The sequence below is a fragment of the Clostridium akagii DSM 12554 genome, from assembly GCF_000686725.1.
Lineage (GTDB): Bacteria > Bacillota > Clostridia > Clostridiales > Clostridiaceae > Clostridium_I > Clostridium_I akagii.
Map to the genome: position 1 here is coordinate 164652 of NZ_JMLK01000006.1, position 21746 is coordinate 186397.

Sequence of the window (21746 nt, forward strand, 5' to 3'; positions counted from 1 at the left end):
GGAAAACAGGAGGATTTTTATGGATTATTCAAAGCTTACTCCAATGCAACTTGATGTATTAAGTGAGGTAAGTAACATAGGTGCTGGAAATGCTGCAACGGCATTATCTCAACTATTGAATAGAAAGATTGATATGACAGCTCCACAAGTTAACGTAATACCATTTGAGACAATTTTTACTGGAATTGGCAGTGAAGAGATTGCAGCAGGTGTTATGGTAAGGGTACTTGGAGATGCTCCTGGAAATATTTTGTTTGTATTTGAGCAGGAAACAGCATTTAATGTTATAGAAGCTCTTACAGGTTCAAGAAATAAAGAGCTAAATGAATTTGGTGCATCAGTGTTATGTGAAATAGGAAATATAATATCAAGTTCATATATGAATGCAATAAGTAAATTCACAGGACTATTGTTAACACCATCTGTACCAGCAGTCTCATTTGATATGGTTGGTGCGATACTATCAACATCCTTTATTGAATCAGGTCAATTTGATGACAATGTTTTGGATTTCGAAACAGAATTTTTACAGGATGATTCAACAAAACTCAGTGGGCATTTTTATTATATACCAATGCCCGGTTCACTTGAAAAAATATTAAATATACTAGGAGTAAATTAGTTTGGAGGTTGAAAAAATGGCAAGAGTATTAATTGTTGATGATGCAGCGTTTATGAGAATGATGATAAAGGATATACTTGAAAAAAATGGTTTTGAAATTGTGGGTGAAGCCAGTAATGGAATTAAGGCCGTTGAAATGTACAAGAAGGAAAAACCAGATGTGGTTACAATGGATATAACAATGCCTGACATGGATGGTATTGAGGCGGTTAAGGCTATTAAGGAATTTGATGCTGCAGCTAAAGTAGTTATGTGTAGTGCGATGGGACAACAATCAATGGTAATGGATGCAATTAGGGCAGGAGCTAAGGACTTTATTGTTAAGCCTTTTCAAGCAGACAGAGTTCTGGAAGCATTAAGAAAAGTTATAGGAGCATAGTGAGTAATTCTACTCATTAAAGTTATGTGGGGGTGAAAAATATGCAAGTAGTTATTTTTAAACTCAAGGATGAACAATTTGCAGTAGAAACATCTAGGGTACAGACAATAAGTGAAGTTATGACAATAACCAAAGTACCTAATGCACCTAGATTCGTAAAAGGACTTATAAATTTAAGGGGAAGCGTGTTGTCTATGTTAGACTTAAATATGCTTTTGGATATTGGAGAAAGTAGTGCAGAACAGCAGAGTACTATAATATTAAAATTAGAAGATGAACTTGTAGGGATTGCAGTAGATCAAGTGGACGAAGTTTTGGATATTGATGAGGCTATTATTGAAAGTATTGGTGATGATAGCCGAAAAGCCTATGAAAAAGGTGTTATTAATTTCAAGGATAGAATAGTTACATTCGTTGATATTGATAAACTCATAACTACAGGTTAAAGAAATGAGGTAGAATAATGCCAGACGTTTTATCACAAAGTGAAATCGATGCGCTATTATCAGCTCTATCATCTGGTGAACTTCAGCCAGATGAGCTTTCAAAGGATGAGGAAAAACAAAAAGTTAAGTTATATGACTTTAGAAGCCCTCAAAAATTTTCAAAGGATCATATTAGAACATTAGAACTAATACATGATAATTATGGAAGAATAATTTCAAATTATCTCACAGCGCAGGTTAGAACTAATGTTAAGGTTAAAATAGAATCCATTGAACAAGTAACTTATGAGGAATTTATTCATTCTATTTCCAATCCCACCATTTTAACTATTTTCAAAATGCCACCATTAAGTGGTTCCATATTATTTGAGACAAATCCTGAGTTTGTTTATAAAGTTATAGACATTCTACTTGGTGGAAGTGGCGCTGGAAAATACACAACACGTGAATTTACAGATATTGATAAGAATATAATCATGAAAATAAATCAAGGGTTAATTGATAATCTTAAGCTAGCCTGGAGCGATGTTATAGATGTTGAACCCGAAATTGAAGGTCTTGAAACAAACCCAGCATTGAATCAGACATTAGCACCGCATGAACCGGTAGCACTAATTACTTTTTCTGTTGAACTTGGAGATAGTAGTTCATATATTAATATATGCATACCTTATTTAAGTATTGAAAAGGTATTGGATAAACTAGTAGTTCAATATTGGTATCAGGAGAATGACGAAGATATTGTTAGCGATTCAAGAGAAAAGCTAAAGCAAAGACTAAATGTTGTTGAAGTAACAATGGAAGCCACGCTTGGTATTACAGATGTTACTGTAGATGATTTCTTGAAGCTATCTATTGGAGATGTTATCTCATTAGATAACAAATGTAGTGATCCTGTTTCCATAAGTATTGACGGTAATGTTCACTATGTTGGAAAACCAGGAGTTATTGGAAAAAATATGGCTGTGCAAATACTAGATATAATTGATAAGGATGTGGAAAATTATGAGTGATGGATTTCTTTCACAGGAGGAGATAGATTCTCTACTAAATGGTGGAGCTGATGATAGCGAAAAAAAAGAAGAAAAAAAAGTTGAAAAAAAAGAAGACAATAGAGATGATCTACTTTCAGACATAGAAAAAGATTTATTGGGTGAAATCGGTAATATATCTATGGGATCAGCGTCTACAGCGTTATCCACAGTAATAAGTCAACAAGTAAATATAACAACTCCAGTTGTTAGTATAACAACACTTAAAGAACTGAGGAGTACATTTGAAGTCCCTAATATTGCACTGGATGTAAAATATACAAGTGGTATAGTTGGAGAAAATCTTCTTGTAATGAAAGTTACAGATGCAGGAGTAATAGCAAACTTAATGATGGGTGGAGATGGAAAAGCTAAAATAGAAAATCTATCCGAAATAGAATTAAGTGCTGTTTCTGAGGCAATGAATCAGATGATTGGTTCAGCTGCAACTTCTATGGCAACAATGTTATTAAGAGAAGTTAATATATCACCCCCAACTTCAGAAATTCTTGATAGTAACACAAAAGAAATAACATCAGCAATTACTGATGATGAAACTATTGTTGAAGTTGCATTTAGGTTAACTATTGGAGATTTGGTAGATAGTACTATAATGCAAGTACTACCAATAGAAACTGCTAAAAAAATTAGTGCTATAATGATGGGCGTTCAATCAGGAGGAAGTTCGGATACACCTGAGAAGGAAAAACCATCTGAACAAATTAATAATAATACAAATGTTTCTGGCGGAAATGTTCAAGCAGAACAAAACAATCAACAAAGCCAAGCACAGGAACCACAGTACATACAAGAAAAACCAATTGAAAGAAATCAACCACCTGTAGAAGTTCAAAGGGCAGCTTTTCAGCCATTGCAGGAAACGCAAAACTATTCTGCACCTAAAAATATAGATTTAATAATGGATGTGCCTCTTGAAATTTCAGTAGTACTTGGAAGAACCAAAAAAAATATACGAGATATATTGAATTTTGGTACTGGATCTCTAATAGAGCTTGATAAGCTAGCCGAGGAACCAGTAGAAATACTTGTTAATGGAAAAAAAGTAGCTTATGGAGAAGTAGTAGTAGTTGATGAGAACTTTGGAGTAAGAATAACAAGTATAGTAAGTAGTGAGGAAAGAATCAGAAGTATAGGAAGATAGTTACAGTCGAGATTCACTCGGCTGTTTTTTTATATATGAAATTACCATGAACAATAAAAATATTAGTATAAACTTTAAATATAAAATAACGATAATGTAAATAGTGAGAAAGAAAATTTTTAACGTTTAAAGTAAGGAGTGTGTAAATATGGATGTGAGTGGAGTGGGTTCAAGCAAAATTTTAAAGCTTTATAATAATAGCAATAATACCAATAAAGCTGTAAAAGATAGTAGCACAAAAATTGCTAAAAATGACTCTCTAGAAATATCAACTTTAGGTAAAAAATTAAGTGCGTATTCAATTGATGACAATTTTAACTCATCTAGCGCTAAAATTGATGCTATTAAAAATGATGTTAAAAATGGAACATATAACATAGACTCAAAATTAGTTGCTGAAAAAATATATGACCAAATGAAAGAAAGAGGAGTATAACAATGAAAAATCAGTTGAAGGAAGTAATGCAAAAGGAGCTTGATGCTCTGGAAGATTTACTGAAGATGCTTGATGAACAACACAGTGCATATATAAAGAAAGATTTGTTTGCACTGGAATCCATAGTTAAAAAGATTGAAAACAGCAACACTAATGTGGCTACTATGGAAGTTGAGAGAAGAGAACTTATTGGTAATAAGTCTATGAAGGTACTAATAAAAGAAATTAATGACGAAGAGCTTAATGGGAATTTCATTGAAATTAAAAATATTTTAACTAAGATTGGCTTTCAGAAGGATACTAATGAATTATTAATTAAACAAGGATTAATATTTACAAATAAAATGTTAAATATATTTAGGCCAAGTAAAAATGCAAAAACATATAATAATTATGGGAAGATACAAATATAGGTGAGGTGTAAAATTAATGGCAGGATTAGCTACAACATTAAATACGGCGAATACAGGATTACAAGCTCAACAAGCAGCATTAAATGTAACTTCTCACAATGTTGCAAATGCAGATACTGTTGGTTATACAAGAGAAAGAGCAGCTTTACAAGCTAATGGTGCTAGTGCAATTGGTCAAGATGGACCTTTTGGAGCACAAGTTGGAAATGGTGTAACTGTAAGTTCAATTCAAAGAATAAGAGATGTTTTTCTTGACTATCAAGTGCGAGCAGCGACAAGTGTTAAAGGCACAGATGAAACAAAAGACAGTTATATGACTCAAATTCAGAGTATAATGAACGAACCTTCAGGTACAGGGCTTTCTTCTGTTATAGATACATTTTATACTAATTGGCAAACCCTTTCAAAAGATCCACAAAGTTCAAATTCAAGAACATTGGTGGCACAGCAGACAAAAACTCTTACTGATACATTAAATGATATGTATAATAAACTGCAAAAATTACAAACTGATTCCCAAACGTCTCTGCAAAATACGGTGAGTGATATAAATAACAAGTTAAATCAGGTAGACAAATTAAATCAGCAGATTATGGATTTAAAGAGTGCAGGTACTGAACCAAATGATTTAATGGATCAAAGAGATTTGCTTGTGGATCAATTAAGTGAAGATTTCAATCTTAAATCTTCACCTGGAAATCTAGAAAGTATCACATTGACTGCTGGAGATAATTTAACCGCTGGATCCACATTAGTTAATCCAACTGATTCCAGTAGTGAAAATAGATTAGCATATATTAGTGGAATTGATAAACAAGCAGATGGTAGCTATAATATAACATATTACAAAAATGGTGCTACAAGTGATGCCAATAGTAAGTGTACTATTAATGCTACAGGTCTTAGCGATGACCAAGTAAAACAGCTTCAAGAAAATAGGGTCTTGTGGGCTAATAGTGATGGGGTAGCTGTTGATTCAAGTAATAACCCAATTGGAACTGCACCTAATTATACAACTGGTTCAGTAACCTATACATCTACCAGTGCTCCTTTACAATTATTTACTCCCAGCGATGGAGTATTAACAGGAACAACGCAAGTTCAACAAAATATTGATAAATATACTGATGATTTGAATAAGCTTGCAAAATCTATTGCTCTTAGTGTGAATGCAATAGAAGAGCAATCATCAACGGCTGAAGCAGCTGGTGCAGATACTACTAATGACTTCTTTGTAGATAAAAATGGTGGTAATGAAAATACTATAACAGCTGGTAACATAACAATTAATACTGCAATACTTAATGACCCATCAAAAATAGTTGCAAGTGCCACAGCCACTTCAGGTACTACTGATGGAACTAGGGCATTAGCAGTGGCACAATCACAAAACACATTGCTGAATGTTCAAGATATTACAACTAGTACAACTCGCAGTGACTTAATTGGAACGGGAGGACTGGTTTTGAATAGTACAACCGGTGTTTCTGCTATAGCTAATAGCTCCACTGGAACTACTACTGGTAATTATTATTCCACTACAATTGATGTTTTAGGTGAAGATGCTCAAAAAGCCAGTAAAGATCTTACAAATCAAACAACCATTATTAACTCACTTACCCAGACAAGGGCCTCTGTTTCTAGTGTTTCCATAGATGAGGAAATGACAAATATGATACAATTTCAGCATGCGTATGCAGCAAATGCCAAGATTATTTCAACTGTAGATTCACTCCTGGATGTAGTAGTAAATGGATTAATGAAATAATAATAGAAAATGGAGGCGAATAAAATGAGAATAACAAATCAAATGCTTGCGAATAACTATATGAATGATCTAGGAAACAATCTTTCTAATATGCAAACTATACAGCAGCGAATGTCTTCAGGACAACTAATAAATAAAGCATCTGACGATCCATTTGGAACATCAAAGGTGATGCAGATAAATACACAAATTTCTGAAAATCAACAATACAATAGTAATATTTCAGATACCACACAATGGTTAAAAGTAACGGATACAAGTTTAGGACAAGCAGGTAATGTCCTTCAAAGAATAAATGAATTGCTTGTTTCTACAGGATCAGCTGGTTATGGTCCAGATGAAGAACAAAGCGTAAAAGATGAGATAAATCAAAATATTGATCAACTATCCCAAATATTGAATACTACTTTTGATGGAAAATATATATTTGGAGGAACTGATGGAACAGATAAACCAACTAAATCAACAAAAGATTCAACTTCAGGCAACGAAGTATTAACATATAATTCTGCATCAGCTACTAATAGTACACCGGGAAGTGCAAATGTGGCAGCAAATTTGACTGTAGAAATTTCTCAAGGCGTTACAGTAAATTATAATGTAACAGCTAGTGATATCATGGATCATAAAGCTGCTAATGCTGGTGGTACGGGGACTTCAGGAAGTAATCTAAGCACAATATTAAGTAATATAACTTCTCATTTAGATGGAAATAATTCATCTGGTGTGGCAGATTCTACAAGTAGAGCAGATTTAATAGGTTCTGATTTAAGTGATATACAGGATGCAATTAAAAATGTGTCATCACTTCGTACAAAAGTTGGAGCAATTGAAAATAGAATGACTAGTGCACAGGATGAAAATACATCAGAAAATTCAAGCTTAACAGCTGTACTCTCATCAACCGATGATGCAAATTACGCACAAGAATCAATGAATTATTCTCAGGCACAGACAGTTTATCAAGCTGCACTACAAATTAGTTCTAAAATACTTCAGAATTCATTGACAGACTACTTAAAATAGAGGTGTAAAAGATGAAATTATATTCTAAATATCATGGAATCAAAGAATACACAGAAGAGGATATAATAACTTTTGAAAAAGGTATACCTGGTTTTAAAGATTTAAAGACATTTATACTATTTCCATTTGAAGAAAACAATGTATTTAGTATGCTGCATTCCATAGAAAATAGTGAAATTGGGCTATTTGTCGTATCACCATTTTATGTTATGAAAGATTATGAAATTAATCTTGATGACAATACAAAACAAACATTGAAGATTGAAAGTGAAGCCGATGTACTTATATTTAGTACTGTATGTGTTAATAACGATTTAAATAAAATAACAACGAACCTAAAAGCTCCCATTGTAATAAATATTAAAGAACATTTAGGGGAACAATTAATATTAGATGATGAAAAGTACCTCATAAAACAACCTCTTTTAAGGGAGGAATAGATATGCTAGTTGTTACAAGGAAAAAAGATGAGTCGGTGCTTATAGGGGATGACATAGAAATAATCGTGGTAAAGATTGATGATGGTTCTGTGAAAATAGCAATAAAGGCGCCAAGAGAAATTCAGATATTAAGGAAAGAATTATATAAAGAGATAACTGAAGAAAACAAAAAATCAGTATCAGTAGATAGTTCAGTTCTAAAAAAATTAAAATAATATAAATAATGAGAGGTGCCAACAATATGGATGTTAAAGTAACAAGTCAAGGAGGACAAAATTCATACGACATAAATGACAGCAATGGTGCTAGCAATCAAGGAAACGAAACAAGTATTCAAAGTATGAATAAAAGTGATGCGAAAAATACAGAATTTAAGCCGGTTAGTGTAGATGATGCTAAGAAAGCTGTAGACAAGGTAAATAAGCTTTTAGAGGATAAAACAACTCATGTGGAATATCAAGAAGATGCAAATTTTAAAAGTGTTATGGTAATGAAGGTTGTAGATAATACCACAAATGAAGTACTTCGAGAAATACCTTCAAAGCAAATCATGGATTTGATTGCTCAATTTGCTGAAATGGCTGGACTTGTTTTAGATAAAAAGGTTTAGAAATAAGGAGGAGGTTTTATGGAATACAGACTTAACAAAATTGATATGGAACTTAGGGAAAGAATAAATGAAACTACATCAGAAAAAAGAATACACAGAAAAGATCAAGTACAAACCATAAGGGATAGAAAAAGGGACAAAAATGCTGGTGGAGGTAAAAAGAAAAAATTTATTGTGCCAGATATGAAAATGAGTAATAGCAAAATTTTTGTAACTGCTGTAAAGCAGGAGAAGACATCTATAGATGTAGAAGCCTTTAACGAAAATGATAAATTACCGTCGACTGATGTTGGTAATTTTTTAGATGTTAGAAAGTAGGTGCTTTATTTATGAATACTAGCAATGCATATAATCAATACAAAGAAAACAGTGTAAATTTTGCTTCAAAGGAACAGTTATTACTTTTACTTTTAGACAACGCAGTTAAATTTTCCAAGGTGGGTAGACAAGCTATAATAGAGAAAAACATAAAAAAATCTCATGAAAATTTAAAAAAAGCACAAAATATATTTTACGAATTAATAGCAACTCTTGATTTGAGTAAGTCAGGAGATTGGGGACAAAGCATGGTTTCTGTATATAATTTTATTATAGAAAGTTTAATTAAGGCAAATATTAAAAAAGATATTTCAATTATGGACGAAGTAATCCCAATCATTGAGGAAGTAAGAAATACCTGGACTGAAGCTTACAAAATTTCAGTAAATTCAAAATAAAAAGGAGCGATATTATGAGTACAATTAATGGGACATCAATAGTAAATCCATATCTTATTGGTTATAGTGGTAGTGACATAATAGGAACAGACAGTACATTATCTGGATCCGTGGCTACAAGTACAACTTCATCAAGTGGAACTACAAGTAGCACCACAGGTACCTATTCCCAAGGACTTGTTTCATCCATGTCAGGATTTGATGTAAGTAGTATGGTTTCACAGATGATGACATCCGATTACACAAAACTTAACCAACTTTTAGCCACTCAGCAAAAGACGCAATGGACAGAAGACAGATACAGATCTGAAATAACCAATCTAAATAGTTTTAGCGGAAGTTATTTTGATCCACTTAGTAGTAACTATACACTTTCATCTGATGCATTTTCGGCATTTACTGCCAGTTCTACTAATGATACTTTAGTTACGTCTACGGCTTTAAATACAGCAAAAGCTGGAAACTATACTATAAATTCAGCAACTTTAGCAACAGCACCAAGCGTAACTGGAGCGGCTCAGGCTTCCACAATAACAAATTCATCACTTATGACGGATTTAGGGTTATCAGCTGGGAACCTTTCATTCACAGTAAATGGAAAAAATGTAAGCTCAACTATAAGCGCTACAACAACTATTGCACAAGCCATGACTGACCTAAGTAATCAGTCCGGTCTTAATTTTAGTTACAGTGAACTTACTAATAAATTTAGTGTAGCAGGAACAACCACTGGATCAGCTGCTTCGTTTGCAGTCACTGCTGTAACTGATGCTAATTCGCCTACAGTTTTAACTAAGTTATTTGGTTCAGCAGCTCCTTCAGCAACGGGTACGGATGGAACTTTTAGCATAAAAGAACCTGGTGGCACCGGGTTTACTACTGTAACTAAACCATCAAATAATTTTACTATTGATGGTGTGAACTATAATGTAACTAGTGCTATAGATTCAAGTAGCCCAGTTACAATAAATGTAGCTTCAAATACAGCTGGTGTGGTTAGTAAAATTCAGAGTTTTGTGGATGCTTATAATAATTTAACATCAGGAATAAATACTGCTGTAACAGAAACAACTGACTACAATTATAAACCATTAACTTATGCTCAAGAGTCCAAAATGACCTCTGCACAAGTTACTGCATGGAATGCTAAAGCACAGCAGGGATCCCTGGCAGGTGATGCGCAGCTAACTAGTTTGCAAAGTGAAATGAGAGCTGCTTTTTATAATTCCGTTTCAGGAAGCGGTCTTAGTATGGCAGATCTTGGATTATCAACTTCAGATGATTACACCCAAGGAGGAAAACTTACACTTGATACATCAAAATTAACTAAAGCGCTTCAGAGTAATCCAAGTGCTGTAATAAATCTTTTGACTCAACCATCAACTACTTATCCTAGCAGTGACCAAGCTTCTTTAACAACTGATCAATACCAGACAAAGTACAATGAGGAAGGTATTTTTCAGAGATTAAATGACATAGTTGCTAAGTATTCAAGCACTACAATGGATTCAAAGGGCAACAAAGGGTTACTTCTAGCTAAGGCTGGTAGTTCAACTGATATAACTGATACTAGCACTTACGGTAAGTTATTAAAAGATCAAGCTACCGCTGTGACTAATTATAAAACACAAATTACTAATGATAAAACAAGGTATACTACACAATATACAGCATTACAATCAGCACTCTCTTCCTTAAGCAGTCAGCAAAGTTATATTACTTCAATGTTAAGTAGTTCTTCTACAGGCTAAAAGTGCTTGAAATGAAGGATACTAAAACTTTAGTTTCTGAATATAAAGAAAAAACAACAGATATGCTGAAAGCTATAGAACAGGAAGACTATGATAAATTAAATATTTTGATTGAAGAGCGACAGAAAATTTTAGATATATTTAAGGAAAATCCTGAAATGTATGCTAAAACAGAAATAGCCAGTGAGTTTAATAATAGAGATATTTTTGCATTAGACAAAGAAGTTAGTGAATTAACAAAGAAAAATTTTATGGAAGTACGAGAAAAATTACAGTCCATAAATTCAGATGCCAGTATTAAAAATAAATATAATCCAGGCTTTTCAGGAAATTCACTATTTTTTAATAAAAAAATTTATTAAAGGTATAAAGTATAAGAAGTGACCAACGATATATATAATATAAGCAGTAAGGCTAAGTGGCCATGAGGTTTTACTGCTTATTATATAAACTTTGGGAAAGGATTCCCAATTTAAATTCAAGGAGGAATATATTATGATAATCAATCACAATCTTAGCGGAAACACAGCACTTAGTTATTTGAACAAAAATCAGAAGAGTGCTTCTGATTCAATGGAAAAATTGAGTTCAGGTTTAAAAATTAACAAAGCAGCAGATGATGCAGCTGGGCTTTCAATATCACAAAAAATGCAATCACAAATCAATGGTCTTGATAAAGCTACAAGTAATGCACAAGATGGAGTTTCTTTGTTACAAACTGCTGAAGGTGGATTAAGTGAGACTCAATCAATACTACAAAGAATGAATGAACTTGCAACACAAGCTGCCAATGATACTAATGTAACATTGAATAGAACTGCAGTATCAGCAGAACTTAAAACACTTAATGACGAAATAGATCATATTTCAAGTCAGACAAACTTTAATGGTGTTCAGCTTTTAAATAGTGGAAGTACTGTAACATTCCAAGTTGGATCAACGGCTAACAGTTATGATTCAATTGGAGTTGATCTTAGTGCTTTAAGTATGAGCGCAACTGTATTAGGAGTTAGCACTGTAGCAGTTGATACTAATGCTAATGCTGTTAAGGCAATGGCTTCAATACAAGCAGCAATAGATACTGTTTCTACTTCAAGATCTACTATTGGAGCAATGCAAAACAGACTTACACATACTATTAACAACCTTTCAACAGAAAATCAGAACTTGACTACTGCTAATGCAAACATTACAGATGTTGATATGGCTAAAGAAATGATGAACTACTCTAAAGAGAACGTTCTTCAACAAGCGGCTCAATCAATGTTGGCACAAGCTAATCAAAATCCACAACAAGTTCTTAAATTATTACAGTAGAATCAAAAAAGTCTTTCGCTATATGCGAAAGGCTTTTTTTTATTAATATAAACTAAAGGATAGTCATATAATGTCGATAAATAATATAATAGATACTAAAGCTACGGGGGAATATTATGAAAATTAGTTTGTGTATGATTGTAAAAAATGAAGAAAAATATATGAAGATGTGCCTTGAAAATGCTATGAAGCTTGTGGACGAGGTTATAATTGTGGATACAGGTTCCACAGATAAAACAAAAGAAATAATCGAAAAAATTTCTGGAAATATAAAAATTATAGATTATAGATGGCAAGATGATTTTTCAAAGGCAAGGAATATATCTCTTGAAAATGCTACTGGAGATTGGATACTCATGCTTGATGCAGATGAAAAATTGTTATGTGACCCCGATAAAGTAAGAGAAACACTAGCAAATACAAAAGCAGCTGGATATAAAATACCTCTTTATAACATTATAAATACAAAAACTGTAGTGTATTCTGCAGTATATATAAAATTTTTTAGAAATAATAAAGGGTATAAATACAAGGGTAGGATACATGAACAAATAAATTTACCTGATGCGGGTTTAAATGAGAATATAATTGATGAAAAAATAGCTAAAGTTATGCATTATGGATATTTAGAGTCAATAGTAAAAGGGAAAAGTAAATCTGAAAGAAATTTAAGAATACTAAAAAAAGAACTAAAAGAAGATCCAAATAATCCTTTTATTTATTACAATATAGGGGTTGGGTATCACATGGCTGGTGACTATGAAAAATCACTTAAATATTTTTTTAAATGTAATAGCATAGCAAGTAAAAAAAGTCTCACAAGAATAACTTTATATGAAATAGACATGTCAAAAAGAATAGCAGAATGTCTTGCACAGCTTAAAAAATATGATGAGTGTATAGATATGATTGATGAACTTTTAAGTGATAATTGTTATAAGAGATTTGTTGATTTGGAGTATTTAAAAGGAATGTGCTATTATTTACAAAAACAATATAAAGAAGCAATAAAATGTTTCCATAAATGCACAGAAATGGGAGAGACGAAGGAGTTTCTATCAGTTCTAGGAATGGGAAGTTTTAAGGCTAAATTTATGATGGCAAGGTGTTATGTGGAATTAAAAGATGAATTGAAGGCTATAAATTGTTTTATGGAAAGTGTATTTGATACAAATAATTTTCTGAATGAAGGTTTAGATGATTTTAGAATATTCTTAAAAAATACTAACAGAGTTGAAATATTAGAACAGCTTAATAAATTGGTTAGTGAAAAAAATTGATTAGCCTTTGTATGATTGTGAGAAATGAAGAGGACAATATAGAAAATTGTTTAAAGAGTGCACAGGGAAAAGTGGATGAAATAATAATTGTAGATACAGGATCATCGGACAGAACAAAAGAGATAGCATTAAAATATACAAATAAAGTATACGATTTCCAGTGGCGTGATGATTTTTCAAAGGCCAGGAATTATTCTATTAGCAAAGCTTCAAATGATTGGGTACTTGTTTTAGATGGGGATGAAGTTATTGAAAGTTTTAATAAAGAGAAAATTATGGAACAAATAGATGCGAACAATGATAAAATTGGAAAAATAAAAATCATAAATGTTTTTGAAGATGATAAGGGTGAAAAAAAGTATATTGAACGAATAAGTAGATTATTTAATAAAACATATTATTATTATGAAGGCATAATACATGAACAGTTAGTTCCTAAAGGCATAAATAAAATGTGCTCCTGGGATGTTGATTTAATAATTAAACACATAGGATATACAAAAGAAGTGATAAGGAAGACAAATAAACTTCACAGAAATATTAGTCTTTTAAAAAAAACATTGGAAACAAATGAAAATGATCCATATATTTATTATCAACTTGGAAAATCATATTATATGAAAAAAAATTTTTTTAAAGCATCTGAATATTTTGAAATTGCTCTAAGCTTCCACCTAGACTTTAAATTAGAATACGCTGAAGATTTAGTTGAAACCTACGGATATTCAATGGTAAATAGCGGACAATTAAATAAGGCTTTAGCGATTAAAAAATATGAAAAATATTACAGTAATTCATCAGATTTTAATTTTTTTATGGGAATAGCTAGCATGAATAATACATTATTCCAGGAGGCTATAAATTATTTTAATAAAGCTGTTGTGGATAAACAAGGTTCTATTGAAGGTGTAAATTCTTTTTTACCAAATTACAATATTGGAGTTATATATGAATGTCTTGGATATACATCAAAGGCGTTAGATTATTATTTACGTTGTGGAGATTATGTTCAAGCCTTGAAAAGGATTAAACATATATCTTAAAATATTAAGAAGAATGGGTGAAATTATGAAGACAAGTATAATAATACTTACATACAATAATTTACAATTTACGAAACAATGCATTGAAAGTATAAGAAAAAATACAAGACTTGGAACTTATGAAATCATTGTTGTCGACAATGCATCTTCGGACGGAACAAAAGATTGGCTTAATGAACAAGATGATATTGTTTCAATACTGAATAGTGAGAATAATGGATTTCCCAAAGGATGTAATCAAGGCATTGAAGCATCAAAAGGGGATAATATTCTTCTTTTGAATAACGATGTAATTGTTACATACAATTGGCTTGAAAACATGCTCCAGTGTCTTTACAGCTCTGAAAATGTTGGAGCAGTAGGACCCGTATCAAATAATGTATCATATTATCAGCAAATACCAGTAAATTATACCAGCTTATATGAATTAAATCAGTTTGCTACAAAATACAATGTAAGTAATCCTATGAAGTGGGAAGAGAGAATAAAATTAATTGGTTTTTGTATGCTTATAAAAAGATCGGTGCTAGAAAAAACAGGATTACTAGATGAAAGATTTTCACCAGGAAACTTTGAAGACGATGATTTATCCCTGCGAATAAGAAATGAAGGATATAAAAATATACTTTGCAAGGATACATTTATTCATCATTATGGAAGTATGTCATTTGCTAAAAATAAAAGTTATGTAAAATTAATAGACGAAAATCAAGAGAAGTTTATAAAAAAATGGAAGTTTACTACTTGGGATACTACCAATATAAATGAAAATTTAATCAACCTTATAGATAAAGATGAAGATAGTAATTTTAACTTGCTAGATATAGGCTGCGGATGTGGTGCTAACCTGTTGAAAATTAAAAATAAATATAAAAATGCTAAATTATTTGGATTAGATAAAAATATTTATACTCTTAAACAGTCAGAAAAAATAGCACAGGTTGATGCTTTTGACATTAAAATGGATAAATTAAACTTTAGCGAAGACAAATTTGATTATATAATAATGGATAATGTATTACAACTCTTTGAAGAACCAGAAATATTATTAAGTAAAGTGAAAAAACATTTAGAAGCAGATGGAAAGTTATTAATTAGTGTTCCAAATGCTAATAACTATATGCTTATATATAGTATTGCAAGTGGAAGTAAGTTGCATAAAAACAGTTCAATCTATAATGTATTATATGATAAGCCAGTGATGCTTTTTAATTATAATGAAATGGTTGAAATGTTCAAAAAATGTGAATATAAAAGTGTAACTTTTAACAAAGTACAAAGTAATTTAGAAGATAATGATAGAAAATTCATCAATGGATTGTGTGAAATATTTGGGAGTGATAAACAAGGAGAGTATTCAGTAAAGGAATATATTGTTGTTGCACACAATAAGGAAAATTTAAGTAAGTTGGATATAATACTAAAAAGTATTGAAGAAGAAGGTAAATACGACGTAATTGCTAAAAATATTACTGAATTGATTGAAAAGTCAGATGCAAATTGTGAAGATATAATAAAATCTGTAGCTAAAGTTTCTATAGACAAGGTGGAGACTTTAAATTATGTAGCGAATGTGTTATTTGCAAGTGAATGTTACGAAGATATAATTCCACTTTTAAATAAAGCACTTGAAATAAAACCTAAAGATAAAGATACTTTATATAATATGGGGTATGTTTTACACTTATTTAATAATGATGAACTTGCAATGCATTATCTTAAAAATATAGAAGATAAAAATGGCGAAGTGGTAGAATTGATTAATGAAATAAAACATAAGAACGGATTTTTTGATGAAGTTAGTGTTAAATTTATTTTAAGAAGAATTGAAAATGATATCGATACGGCAAAGAATAAAAATGAAATACTTGAGATGTTTATAAACAAAACTTTAAATTCTGCCCAAATAAATGAAGTTGTTATGAATGATATTATAAAAAAAGAAAGTATTCTAAATGAAATTGCAATTTTGTGTTATGAAAATGAATTGTATGATGAAGTGATTCCTTTACTTGAAAAATCTTATGAAATTAATGCTTCTAATATTTACACAATATATACCATAGGCTACATATTGCATGAATTTGGTGCGGACGAGGTGGCAATGAAATATCTATCAAAAATGGAGAATAGTAACGATGAAATTAAAAAATTAGCTGATGATATTAGAGGTGATAAAAATGATAAATGATAAGAAAATTTGTTTTATTTCTTGTGTAAATGATAATGAGAAGTATGAAGAATGTTTGAAATATATAAATAATCTAGATATACCAGAGGGATACATTACAGATTCAATAGCAATAAGAGATGCTTATAGTATGACATCAGCATACAATGATGCAATGAGAGAGAGTGATGCTAGATACAAAGTTTATTTACATCAAGATACATTTATTATAAATAAAAATTTTATTCAAGATACAATAAATATTTTCAACAATCACTTGGACGTTGGGCTGTTAGGTGTTGTTGGGTCCAAGACAGTACATGAATCTGGACAATGGGATAAATCAAATAGTAAATTTGGAAAAGTGTATGAATCACGTACAGGAAAAATGAATATTGTGGCTTTTGATGAGTGCAATGTTGATATTGAGAACGTAAAGATGGTTGATGGACTAATTATGATTACTCAATATGACCTAAGATGGTGTGAGGATTTATTTGATGGATGGTATTTTTATGACACATCTTTAAGTGCTGAATTTATAATCAACGGATATAAAGTTGCGGTTCCAAAACAAAATATTCCTTGGTGTATTCATGATTGTGGACAAGGCAGTATTGGTAAACACTATAAAAAATACAATGAAATATTTGTGAAAAAATATTTATCAAATCAAAAGTTTATGTTTTTTTATTTTGGAAACAATTCACAAATCGCCTCTGGATTTGAGGTTATGTATCCACAAGGCATAAGTATAGGTGAAAATGTTACTGTTTTAAAAGATGCTTGTTTTATGATACCTTTTGGAAATTTAAAAAGTAAACCATTAATTGAAATTGAAGATGGATGTGAATTTGGAAGAAGACTTGTAATATCAGCTGCAAATAAAATCAAAATAGGAAAAAAATGTATTTTTGCATCAAATATACATATTACTGATCATAACCATGAGTACAGAAATGTTGGAATTCCGATTATACAACAAGGAATCACTTCATTTAGTGATGAAGTGAGTATTGGAGATGGCACTTGGATAGCTAATAATTGTGTTATTGTTGGCAATGTAAATATAGGGAAAGGTTGTTCAATTGGGGCTAATAGTGTAGTTAATTCTTGTATACCAGATTATTGTGTAGCAGTTGGAAGCCCTGCAAAAGTTATTAAAGCGTTTGATTATGTAACTGGTGAATGGATGAAGATAAAAAATGAAAAGCAACTAACTAAAATAATAGACGATAGAGAAAATGCTCAACCAATTTTGTCAATTTGTATTCCTACATTTAATAGATCAGGATATTTGGATAAATGTTTAAAATCTATATTTGATCAGGTTGGAAATGATAGTAATATTGAAGTTGTTGTGTCAGACAATGATTCAGATGATAATACTAAAGAAATAGTTGATAAATATATGAATAAATTCAAAAACATAAGGTATTTTAAAAATGAAGAAAATTTAGGTGCAGATAAAAATGTATTACTTGCGCTAAAAAGGGGTAGAGGTAGATTTATTTCAGCACATGGAGATGATGATTACTTTGCACCTTTTGCTTTGTATAAAATAATCAATAAGTTATATAAAAATCCTAACTGTGGAGTGTTTTATTTGTTTAATGGCGTAAACACTAGTGAAAAAGTTAATTGTGGAATAGACAATTTTATAAGAGATATGTCATTTTATTGCACATTTATTTCAGGTATAATACTAAGCAAATGTGAGTTTGATAACATAAATAATAAAGATAAATTCATAGGTTCAAATTTGAATCACGTGTATCTTCAGTTATCAATATTTTCTGATAATAATTTGTATTGCATTTTACATGATTACTTTTTATATGAATCAGGAACACATAAGCCTCATGGATACAATTTTGGTGAAACATTTATACAAAATTATCTTGAAATTTTACATTATTTTAGAAAACTTTCTATAAGTGATGAAACAATAAAGTATGAAAAGAAGAAATTAATTGAAGGTATGATTTTACCATGGTGTAAAAAGATAAGAGAAGAAGATATTAAATTAGATATAAGTGATATTGAAATATATATAAAGAAATATTATAAAGATGAAACATACTTAGATGAGTTATTAGCGATAATAAGCAATCCACAATAATTTAAAGGTAGACAAGGAGGGATACATATGGATTATAAAATATTTGTATTTAGAGATGATAGAGAGGCTTATTGTGAATTAGAAAAAATATTATCAAGTAAGGTGCAAGTGAAAATAGATTTTCCATACGATAAGTACTATGAATTTCCAAGAAATTTAAAAAAAATATTTTGTTGAAACGTACTATAAAATGGAATTAGGGAAATAGAAAAATCAACATATATAAAATCACATAATAATTTATTGAAAATTAGATATGATAAAATTTTATATGAAGTGATATTTTGAAATAGTAGAGGTGATTTTATGAAAGCTGTTATATTATGTGGCGGTAAGGGCACAAGAATGAGAGAAGAAACTGAATATAGACCTAAACCACTGGTAGAAATAGGAGGTAAACCAATATTATGGCATATAATGAAAATATATTCACAATATGGTATTAATGAGTTTATATTATGTGTTGGATATAAAGGGGATATGATTAAACAATATTTTATGGATATGTACTGGAGAAATAATGATTTTACATTGGACATAAATGGAGATGAGAAAGTAACTTTTCATACGAAAGAAAATGAAAATTGGAAGGTTACAATTGTAGATACAGGACTTGAAACTATGACCGGTGGAAGGCTTAAAAAAATAGAAAAATATATAAATGATGAGGACTTTCTAATGACTTATGGTGATGGTGTTAGTGACGTAAACATAAAAGAATCAATAGAATTTCATAGAATTAAAGGTAAATTAGCTACAATTACTGGAGTACATCCTATGTCACCATTTGGGTTACTTGAGGTTGATAATGGAATAGTAAAAGCATTTAAAGAAAAACCTAAGTTAAAGGATCTTATAAATGGAGGATACATGATACTTAATAGGAAGGTATTTTCTTATTTAGGTGAAGAAGACTGTATGTTTGAAGAAAAACCTCTTAGTAAATTAGTTGGAGATTTAGAACTAGCAGTTTATGAGCATAACGGTTTTTGGACAGCTATAGATACTTTTAAGGATATAGAAAAAATAAATAAAATGTGGAAAAGCGGAGATAGACCATGGGTGGGTTGGAAGTAGATAAACTTAAAATTTATTTAAATTGATATTATGATCTATCAATTTCGTTAAGTATACTTGAAAAGTCATTAGTGAAACTAAAGGCAACAATCCATGAAAAAATATGATAAACTATAGATAGGTTTGGAAATAACGTAAATATCATAAATAGTGGGTGGTAGAGATATGAAGTTATCAGATTATATTGTGGAATTTTTAGAACAAAATGGGGTTGACACAATTTTTGGATATCAAGGTGGTGCAATTACTCATTTTGTTGATTCAATCTATAAGAATAGTAATGTTAAATTTTTATCATCATATCATGAACAAGCAGCTGCGTTTGCAGCGGAAGGTTACTCAAGAATCAAGGGGAATATAGGAGTTGCTACAGCTACAAGTGGACCTGGTGCTACAAATTTGATCACAGGAATTGGAAATTCATTTTTTGATTCAATACCATGTTTGTATATAACTGGTCAAGTGAATACATATGAATACAAACAAAATGAAAAAATTAGACAAGATGGATTTCAAGAAACTGATATTGTAAGTATTGTAAAACCCATTACTAAATTTGCGGTTATGATAAAAGACGAAAGTAAAATTAGATATTATTTAGAAAAAGCATTTTTTGTTGCAAAAGAAGGTAGGCCAGGACCAGTTTTATTAGATGTTCCAATGAATATACAAAGGGCTGAAATAAATAAATACACGTTAGAGAGTTTTTATGATAGTGATGAAAGAAAACAATATACTCAAATTAATATACAAGATGAAAAAATAAATAAGGTTGTTGAACTAATAAATAGTAGCAAAAGACCAATTATTATATCCGGTGGTGGGGTTAGACTTAGTAATGCATGCAATTTATTAGAGAAATTATGTAATAGATTGAGAATACCTGTAGTAAGTACATTGATGGGACTAGATAGTTTAAATCATAATAACTCAAACTATATTGGATTCATGGGTTCATATGGAACTAGGTATTCAAATCTAGCTGTAGCAAATTCAGATTTGCTAATAGTACTAGGTTCAAGGCTGACATCAAGGCAAACCAGCACTTTAGTAGATAGTTTTGCTAGAGAAGCAAAGATAATTCATATCGATATTGATAAACTAGAACTTAATAGAAAAATACAAGAATACATGAGTATTCAATGTGATATAAAATTGTTTCTAGAAAAATTGAATAAAAAAATAGATGATATTAATATAAATACAGATTATTTAGGCTGGATTGAAAAAGTTAAGGACTATAAATCACAATATCCTTCATATCCAACTCAAAAAAATATTAATAACTTAGATCCAAATGAGTTCATGTACAATTTAAGTAATATGCTTGAAGAAAACTCAATTATAAGTTTAGATGTTGGTCAAAATCAAATATGGGCAGCACAATCATTAAAATTAAAGAAAAACAATAGATTATTAAATTCTGGTGGTATGGGAGCAATGGGATTTGCATTGCCAGCAGCAATTGGTGCATATTATGCCAATCCAAAGGCTAAGGTTATTGCAATTGTAGGTGATGGTGGAATCCAAATGAATATACAGGAGTTACAAACTATCGTACGAGAAAAAATTCCAATAAAAATAATAATTATGAATAATAATGCACTTGGAATGATTAGACATTTTCAAGAAATGTATTTTGAATCAAAATATTATGGAACAATAGATGGATATAACTCTCCAAATTTTTGTGAAATTGGAAATGCATATGGAATAAAATCAATATTTATATCTGAAATGTCAGAAATGAATATTTTAGAAAAAGAATTGAAAAATGAAAATAGCAGTATTATTGAAGTAAAATTAAATAATCCAACTTACGTAATACCTAAATTATCGATGTGCAGACCGATTGAAGATCAAGATCCACTAGTAGACAGAGAACAATTTAATAAAAATATGATTATAAAAAAATATGAATAATATTTTGAAAGGAC

General features: G+C 30.6%; 24 protein-coding genes. All 24 read left to right on the forward strand.

Annotated elements, in window-relative coordinates:
- Positions 1–19 precede the first annotated feature (19 nt).
- On the forward strand, positions 20–622 hold the full coding sequence (locus tag BR66_RS0100870; protein ID WP_026881219.1) for a chemotaxis protein CheC: 603 nt from the start codon (positions 20–22) through the stop codon (positions 620–622).
- Positions 623–638: 16 nt separating this feature from the next.
- The gene (locus BR66_RS0100875; protein ID WP_026881220.1) at positions 639–1001 is read left to right on the forward strand and encodes a response regulator; all 363 of its coding nucleotides are present in this window, start codon (positions 639–641) and stop codon (positions 999–1001) included.
- Between the two features lie 41 nt (positions 1002–1042).
- A complete protein-coding gene (locus tag BR66_RS0100880; protein ID WP_026881221.1) occupies positions 1043–1447 on the forward strand; it encodes a chemotaxis protein CheW in 405 nt (134 codons plus the stop codon).
- 17 nt (positions 1448–1464) lie between these two features.
- A complete protein-coding gene (gene fliM, locus BR66_RS0100885) occupies positions 1465–2460 on the forward strand; it encodes a flagellar motor switch protein FliM (protein WP_026881222.1) in 996 nt (331 codons plus the stop codon).
- On the forward strand, positions 2453–3640 hold the full coding sequence (fliY, locus tag BR66_RS0100890) for a flagellar motor switch phosphatase FliY (RefSeq protein ID WP_026881223.1): 1188 nt from the start codon (positions 2453–2455) through the stop codon (positions 3638–3640). The genes fliM and fliY overlap by 8 nt, the downstream gene beginning before the upstream one ends.
- A 148-nt stretch (positions 3641–3788) precedes the next feature.
- Positions 3789–4076 (forward strand): flagellar biosynthesis anti-sigma factor FlgM, encoded by a 288-nt coding sequence (locus tag BR66_RS0100895; protein WP_026881224.1) that lies wholly within the window; start codon positions 3789–3791, stop codon positions 4074–4076.
- A 2-nt stretch (positions 4077–4078) separates the two neighbouring features.
- Positions 4079–4489 carry a flagellar protein FlgN gene (locus BR66_RS0100900; RefSeq protein ID WP_026881225.1) on the forward strand — a complete coding sequence of 137 codons (411 nt, stop codon included), beginning with the start codon at positions 4079–4081 and terminating at the stop codon, positions 4487–4489.
- 16 nt (positions 4490–4505) lie between these two features.
- Positions 4506–6257 (forward strand): flagellar hook-associated protein FlgK, encoded by a 1752-nt coding sequence (flgK, locus tag BR66_RS0100905; protein ID WP_026881226.1) that lies wholly within the window; start codon positions 4506–4508, stop codon positions 6255–6257.
- A 24-nt stretch (positions 6258–6281) separates the two neighbouring features.
- Complete coding sequence (flgL, locus tag BR66_RS0100910) at positions 6282–7283, forward strand: flagellar hook-associated protein FlgL (RefSeq protein WP_026881227.1); 1002 nt, start codon at positions 6282–6284, stop codon at positions 7281–7283.
- 11 nt (positions 7284–7294) lie between these two features.
- Positions 7295–7723 (forward strand): flagellar assembly protein FliW, encoded by a 429-nt coding sequence (gene fliW / locus BR66_RS0100915; protein ID WP_026881228.1) that lies wholly within the window; start codon positions 7295–7297, stop codon positions 7721–7723.
- 2 nt (positions 7724–7725) lie between these two features.
- Positions 7726–7938: a carbon storage regulator CsrA gene (csrA, locus tag BR66_RS0100920; RefSeq protein WP_026881229.1), complete on the forward strand. Its 213-nt coding sequence runs from the start codon at positions 7726–7728 to the stop codon at positions 7936–7938.
- A 26-nt stretch (positions 7939–7964) separates the two neighbouring features.
- Complete coding sequence (locus BR66_RS0100925) at positions 7965–8333, forward strand: flagellar protein FlaG (RefSeq protein ID WP_026881230.1); 369 nt, start codon at positions 7965–7967, stop codon at positions 8331–8333.
- Positions 8334–8351: 18 nt separating this feature from the next.
- The gene (locus BR66_RS0100930; RefSeq protein ID WP_026881231.1) at positions 8352–8651 is read left to right on the forward strand and encodes a hypothetical protein; all 300 of its coding nucleotides are present in this window, start codon (positions 8352–8354) and stop codon (positions 8649–8651) included.
- An 11-nt stretch (positions 8652–8662) separates the two neighbouring features.
- Positions 8663–9049 carry a flagellar export chaperone FliS gene (fliS, locus tag BR66_RS0100935; protein ID WP_026881232.1) on the forward strand — a complete coding sequence of 129 codons (387 nt, stop codon included), beginning with the start codon at positions 8663–8665 and terminating at the stop codon, positions 9047–9049.
- A gap of 14 nt (positions 9050–9063) precedes the next feature.
- A complete protein-coding gene (gene fliD, locus BR66_RS0100940; RefSeq protein ID WP_026881233.1) occupies positions 9064–10800 on the forward strand; it encodes a flagellar filament capping protein FliD in 1737 nt (578 codons plus the stop codon).
- Positions 10801–10811: 11 nt separating this feature from the next.
- A complete protein-coding gene (locus tag BR66_RS0100945; protein WP_026881234.1) occupies positions 10812–11162 on the forward strand; it encodes a flagellar protein FliT in 351 nt (116 codons plus the stop codon).
- A 133-nt stretch (positions 11163–11295) separates the two neighbouring features.
- Positions 11296–12117, forward strand: a complete 822-nt coding sequence (locus BR66_RS0100950) for a flagellin N-terminal helical domain-containing protein (protein WP_026881235.1) — start codon at positions 11296–11298, stop codon at positions 12115–12117.
- A gap of 116 nt (positions 12118–12233) precedes the next feature.
- Positions 12234–13397, forward strand: a complete 1164-nt coding sequence (locus tag BR66_RS22775; protein ID WP_051624040.1) for a glycosyltransferase — start codon at positions 12234–12236, stop codon at positions 13395–13397.
- Between the two features lie 11 nt (positions 13398–13408).
- The gene (locus tag BR66_RS0100960; RefSeq protein WP_051624064.1) at positions 13409–14440 is read left to right on the forward strand and encodes a tetratricopeptide repeat-containing glycosyltransferase family 2 protein; all 1032 of its coding nucleotides are present in this window, start codon (positions 13409–13411) and stop codon (positions 14438–14440) included.
- A gap of 25 nt (positions 14441–14465) precedes the next feature.
- On the forward strand, positions 14466–16631 hold the full coding sequence (locus BR66_RS24645; RefSeq protein WP_051624041.1) for a glycosyltransferase: 2166 nt from the start codon (positions 14466–14468) through the stop codon (positions 16629–16631).
- Complete coding sequence (locus BR66_RS0100970; protein WP_162174129.1) at positions 16621–18732, forward strand: glycosyltransferase; 2112 nt, start codon at positions 16621–16623, stop codon at positions 18730–18732. Before BR66_RS24645 ends, BR66_RS0100970 begins: the two co-directional genes overlap by 11 nt.
- Positions 18733–18759: 27 nt before the next feature.
- The gene (locus BR66_RS25465; protein WP_156946199.1) at positions 18760–18909 is read left to right on the forward strand and encodes a hypothetical protein; all 150 of its coding nucleotides are present in this window, start codon (positions 18760–18762) and stop codon (positions 18907–18909) included.
- Between the two features lie 129 nt (positions 18910–19038).
- Entirely contained in the window at positions 19039–19809 is a 771-nt protein-coding gene (gene rfbF / locus BR66_RS0100980; protein ID WP_026881238.1) for a glucose-1-phosphate cytidylyltransferase, read from the forward strand.
- 165 nt (positions 19810–19974) lie between these two features.
- On the forward strand, positions 19975–21732 hold the full coding sequence (locus BR66_RS0100985) for a thiamine pyrophosphate-binding protein (RefSeq protein ID WP_026881239.1): 1758 nt from the start codon (positions 19975–19977) through the stop codon (positions 21730–21732).
- Positions 21733–21746: the final 14 nt, after the last annotated feature.

What these genes read in the sequence shown, in the direction of transcription:
- BR66_RS0100870 (WP_026881219.1), top strand. Translation starts at nt 20, where the DNA reads ATGGATTATTCAAAGCTTACTCCAATGCAACTTGATGTATTAAGTGAG.
- BR66_RS0100875 (WP_026881220.1), top strand. Translation starts at nt 639, where the DNA reads ATGGCAAGAGTATTAATTGTTGATGATGCAGCGTTTATGAGAATGATG.
- BR66_RS0100880 (WP_026881221.1), top strand. Translation starts at nt 1,043, where the DNA reads ATGCAAGTAGTTATTTTTAAACTCAAGGATGAACAATTTGCAGTAGAA.
- fliM (WP_026881222.1), top strand. Translation starts at nt 1,465, where the DNA reads ATGCCAGACGTTTTATCACAAAGTGAAATCGATGCGCTATTATCAGCT.
- fliY (WP_026881223.1), top strand. Translation starts at nt 2,453, where the DNA reads ATGAGTGATGGATTTCTTTCACAGGAGGAGATAGATTCTCTACTAAAT.
- BR66_RS0100895 (WP_026881224.1), top strand. Translation starts at nt 3,789, where the DNA reads ATGGATGTGAGTGGAGTGGGTTCAAGCAAAATTTTAAAGCTTTATAAT.
- BR66_RS0100900 (WP_026881225.1), top strand. Translation starts at nt 4,079, where the DNA reads ATGAAAAATCAGTTGAAGGAAGTAATGCAAAAGGAGCTTGATGCTCTG.
- flgK (WP_026881226.1), top strand. Translation starts at nt 4,506, where the DNA reads ATGGCAGGATTAGCTACAACATTAAATACGGCGAATACAGGATTACAA.
- flgL (WP_026881227.1), top strand. Translation starts at nt 6,282, where the DNA reads ATGAGAATAACAAATCAAATGCTTGCGAATAACTATATGAATGATCTA.
- fliW (WP_026881228.1), top strand. Translation starts at nt 7,295, where the DNA reads ATGAAATTATATTCTAAATATCATGGAATCAAAGAATACACAGAAGAG.
- csrA (WP_026881229.1), top strand. Translation starts at nt 7,726, where the DNA reads ATGCTAGTTGTTACAAGGAAAAAAGATGAGTCGGTGCTTATAGGGGAT.
- BR66_RS0100925 (WP_026881230.1), top strand. Translation starts at nt 7,965, where the DNA reads ATGGATGTTAAAGTAACAAGTCAAGGAGGACAAAATTCATACGACATA.
- BR66_RS0100930 (WP_026881231.1), top strand. Translation starts at nt 8,352, where the DNA reads ATGGAATACAGACTTAACAAAATTGATATGGAACTTAGGGAAAGAATA.
- fliS (WP_026881232.1), top strand. Translation starts at nt 8,663, where the DNA reads ATGAATACTAGCAATGCATATAATCAATACAAAGAAAACAGTGTAAAT.
- fliD (WP_026881233.1), top strand. Translation starts at nt 9,064, where the DNA reads ATGAGTACAATTAATGGGACATCAATAGTAAATCCATATCTTATTGGT.
- BR66_RS0100945 (WP_026881234.1), top strand. Translation starts at nt 10,812, where the DNA reads ATGAAGGATACTAAAACTTTAGTTTCTGAATATAAAGAAAAAACAACA.
- BR66_RS0100950 (WP_026881235.1), top strand. Translation starts at nt 11,296, where the DNA reads ATGATAATCAATCACAATCTTAGCGGAAACACAGCACTTAGTTATTTG.
- BR66_RS22775 (WP_051624040.1), top strand. Translation starts at nt 12,234, where the DNA reads ATGAAAATTAGTTTGTGTATGATTGTAAAAAATGAAGAAAAATATATG.
- BR66_RS0100960 (WP_051624064.1), top strand. Translation starts at nt 13,409, where the DNA reads ATGATTGTGAGAAATGAAGAGGACAATATAGAAAATTGTTTAAAGAGT.
- BR66_RS24645 (WP_051624041.1), top strand. Translation starts at nt 14,466, where the DNA reads ATGAAGACAAGTATAATAATACTTACATACAATAATTTACAATTTACG.
- BR66_RS0100970 (WP_162174129.1), top strand. Translation starts at nt 16,621, where the DNA reads ATGATAAATGATAAGAAAATTTGTTTTATTTCTTGTGTAAATGATAAT.
- BR66_RS25465 (WP_156946199.1), top strand. Translation starts at nt 18,760, where the DNA reads ATGGATTATAAAATATTTGTATTTAGAGATGATAGAGAGGCTTATTGT.
- rfbF (WP_026881238.1), top strand. Translation starts at nt 19,039, where the DNA reads ATGAAAGCTGTTATATTATGTGGCGGTAAGGGCACAAGAATGAGAGAA.
- BR66_RS0100985 (WP_026881239.1), top strand. Translation starts at nt 19,975, where the DNA reads ATGAAGTTATCAGATTATATTGTGGAATTTTTAGAACAAAATGGGGTT.